Origin of the sequence: Aquiflexum sp., assembly GCF_041749095.1 — a bacterium.
Taxonomy (GTDB): domain Bacteria; phylum Bacteroidota; class Bacteroidia; order Cytophagales; family Cyclobacteriaceae; genus Aquiflexum.
On sequence record NZ_JBGTCA010000386.1, the window covers coordinates 1 to 3,514 of the forward strand.

Annotated in this window: 3 protein-coding genes and 1 riboswitch; of the genes, 1 reads left to right on the forward strand and 2 read right to left on the reverse strand. The window is 42.3% G+C overall.

The annotated features are described in order from the left end of the window. A partial coding sequence (locus ACEW8O_RS17505; protein ID WP_373495920.1) for an iron chelate uptake ABC transporter family permease subunit occupies positions 1 to 567 on the reverse strand: 567 nt, incomplete at its 3' end. Continuing rightward, entirely contained in the window at positions 557 to 1,702 is a 1,146-nt protein-coding gene (locus ACEW8O_RS17510; protein WP_373495921.1) for an ABC transporter substrate-binding protein, read from the reverse strand. The genes ACEW8O_RS17505 and ACEW8O_RS17510, both read right to left, overlap by 11 nt. Positions 1,703 to 1,817: 115 nt before the next feature. Then, positions 1,818 to 2,036, forward strand: a riboswitch (cobalamin riboswitch). Positions 2,037 to 2,284: 248 nt separating this feature from the next. On the opposite strand from ACEW8O_RS17510, the gene ACEW8O_RS17515 reads away from it, so the two are divergent. Continuing rightward, positions 2,285 to 3,514, forward strand: a 1,230-nt coding sequence (locus ACEW8O_RS17515) for a TonB-dependent receptor (protein WP_373495922.1), incomplete at its 3' end; no start/stop codon positions are given.

The following is a 3,514-nucleotide window of genomic DNA, read 5'->3' on the forward strand; positions in this document are numbered from 1 at the left end:
TACTGTAAACAACTTCAATTGCTCGGCATTGGAGAAAAATGCCAAGACCGAAATCAATGCGGATACGGCAGAACCAAACATCAATCCCACAATCAACAAAGTCATACTGTCCTTCACCTTCCAAGCTGTCAAGCTCATCAATAATAGAACAAGTACCCCACCTGTACTGGCAGAAATAATGATTGCCCATAAGCCAAGCCCGCCTGAATAAACCGACCAGCCAAAAGCCGAACCTGCCATAATCAACAAAGCGACACCCAAACCTGCACCCGAACTGATGCCCAAAACAAATGGTCCTGCCAAGGGATTTCTGAAAAAAGTCTGCATCTGAAGTCCGCTGATTGAAAGGGTGATTCCAGCCAAAATCGCAGTAAATGCTTTTGGTAGCCGATACCCTATGACGATGGTTTCCCATGACCTTTTTGAAAATTCCTGCCCAAAGAATCTACCTATAACTTCCCCTACAGGAATAGCAACCGACCCTATAGATAAATTCACCCAAAATACCAGCATGCATAGGAGCAGTCCACTGACAAACAAGATGGTATTGGGGGATTTATTTTTCATGCATTTGGCTGTAAAAATAAAGCGAATATTCCGGCAAAAGCTCCGGATACAGGATTTTGATCAAATCTTGTAAAATCAGGTCAGGCCTCAAATATCCCAACTCGAAATACTCTATTCCTCCGGTCGGACCTTTTTTGGAAGTGTAGGTATACACATTCCCTTTTTGAAAAGCCTGGAAATGGGCATATCTGGGATCAGAATTTTTCATTTCCGTCAAACTGCTGAAATCGGAAGCCCCTAACCAAAAATCCGCTTCCTGCGCATTTTCAAGCACATACTCATAACTTAACTGTACGCTTCCGGTTCCTTTTTGCTCATTAAAAAGGTAATCTCCTCCAGCTTTTTCCAGCAACCTTGCCCCCCAGGAATCACTGCCGGGGACATACCAGATATCTTTGTACATGACCCCTGCCATTACTTTTGGTTTGTCAAGGATGCTTTCCGAAATCAGCTTTTCGGCTTCAAGGTAATTTGCTTCAATGTCTTTGAAAACTTTCTCTGATTCTTCAAATTTTCCCAATAAGGCTCCTGTAAACTTAATCCATTCGGCACGGCCCAAAGGATGTTGTTCTACATATTCTCCATTGAGCAAAGTCGGGATTATGGCTTCTTTCAATATCTCCAAATTTTTGAGGTCATCACCCAAGGTTGAAATCATCACCCAATCCGGTTCGAGATCAATGATCTTTTCGATATTGGCCTGGGCACCTGAACCCAAATCCATCACTTTGCCTTCATCAATTAAAGACCTTGTTGCAGTGGAAGAGATCAAATCAAGGTTAGGAAAACCTGCCAACAACTCTGAAACCCCAAGGTAGTCCAAATGGGGTATGTGGGTAGTGGAGGTCATGACGATTTTGGAAATGGGCAATTCTACTGTTGCAGCAAAACCGGATCTGTCAATCTCCATATCTGCCTTTTCCACCACCAAATATCTGAAAGTCTCATGTTCACCGGGAAAGGCCTGTTTGACTTCAATGACTTTGAATCCCTCCCCCTGAAAAACAGCAAACCCTTCTGCATATTGATTGGGGACTTCCTCAAGGTCTGACAGATTGTTAGAGATAGAGGTTTCACAGGCAGAAAATAACACATAAAAAAATAGCAGAAGGTAAAGGGAAGAATGGTTCGACATGGATTAAGGTCTTTTGCCTCAAATATAGAAAGTATGAATTTATGATGTTCAACCAATTGATATATGTCTTAAACAAAATTCCATAATTAAGTGAATTCTTAGTTTTTCATTTCCTATGTTTGCAGTGGAAAGCGGTTCCCGAACCTATATCAGGCACTCGGGATTAAAAGGGAATCCGGTCAAAATCCGGAGCTGTCCCCGCAACTGTAACCCCATCTCGAAGCAATTCAGGATAGTAGTTTACCCTCTTCAAATGCCATTGTGCGCCGCGGCGTATGAGAAGGCCGGTAAATTCAGGGAAGCCAGGAGACCTGCCTTTTTCCTCAGTATTCAAAGCTTTCGGGTGAAAGGCTGGGATGAACAAAAAAACAAATAGGCTGTATTTAGACCTGATCTTCTATCATTTTGAGGAAAAGGTAACTGCTTAAATGTTTCATATTTTATCTCAATTTATTTCCCGTAATGGCTTTGGATTAAATAATTGTCAGACATTATTTTATTCTCAAGGCATTGTATTTATTGACGGTATATATTTTTCAGGCCCTTTTAGCGTGGAAAGCAGACTTCATCCCCAACCCAATGATGGATGGTAATTCTCCTGTATTTCATTTTGATATAAGTGAGGAACTCCCCATTATTACAGAATCCGATACCGTTCAGCTTCCCGAGGTGGAAATTTTTACTCCTCCCTTGGATAAATACACAATTGGGCAGCATGTGCAGGTCATAACCGAAAAAGATCTGGAATCCTTTCAAGGCCTTGTCCTGTCCGAATACCTACAGCAAAGAACAGGTCTTTTCCTCAGACAATACGGCCCGGGAATGTTGGCCTCATTGACCATGCGTGGCACTTCCGCTGGCCATAATGCGGTTTTTTGGAACGGGCTTCCCATCAACAGTCCTTCTCTGGGGCAGGCGGATTTTTCTATTTTGCCAATTGGGGGCTTTGATCAGGTGGCGGTCCATTTTGGCAGCGGAGGGGCTTTGTACGGAACTGATGCGATTGGCGGTGCTATCCATCTTAACAACAAACCAAAGTTTGGGGGTGGACATCAGGTGCAGGTTGCTTCCCTGTTCGGGAGTTTTGGTAGGTGGAATCAACAGGTGCAGTATGGTTTCTCAAATGATAAAATCTCTTTAAGAAGCAGGTTTTATAGAAATTTTGCCCAAAATAATTTTCCATTCCGAAACCTGTCGAAAATAGGTACACCTATGGAATCACAAGAAAATGCCAAAGTTGAACAATGGGGCGTCATGCAGGATTTGGCCTGGAATTTAAACTCCAAAAACCAGATCAACAGCGCCATTTGGTGGAACAAAACAGATAGGCAGATCCAACCTGTCATCGGTTCAAATACCAATGATATCCAACAGGACCAAAACTTAAGATGGGTTTTGGATTATTTCCATTTTGGGAAAAATAAGATCTGGAATGCAAAGACAGGGCTGGTCCGGGATGAACTGATTTTCAATATCAATTCTATCAATAAAACCACCCAATATTTTATTGCCACTGATCTGGATTGGGAAATCCATCCAAAGTGGAATTCAAAAAGCGGAATAAGGTACACCAATATTGTAGGGAATCTTAGCAGTTACGAGGCAACAGATTCCCGGTTGGAACTTTACCAATCCACCAATTTTCAACCCAATGAAAGATTGTCTTTTTCCATGAACCTCAGGCAATTGGTATATGAAGGAAATTGGGCACCATTTACTCCAAGCTTGGGTGCAGAGTGGAATGTATGGAAAAATAAGGTGCAATCTGTGCAGTTTAATACAGCCTTTGCGAGGAGCTTCAAAGTTCCAACA

What these genes read in the sequence shown, in the direction of transcription:
- ACEW8O_RS17510 (WP_373495921.1), bottom strand. Translation starts at nt 1,702, where the DNA reads ATGTCGAACCATTCTTCCCTTTACCTTCTGCTATTTTTTTATGTGTTA.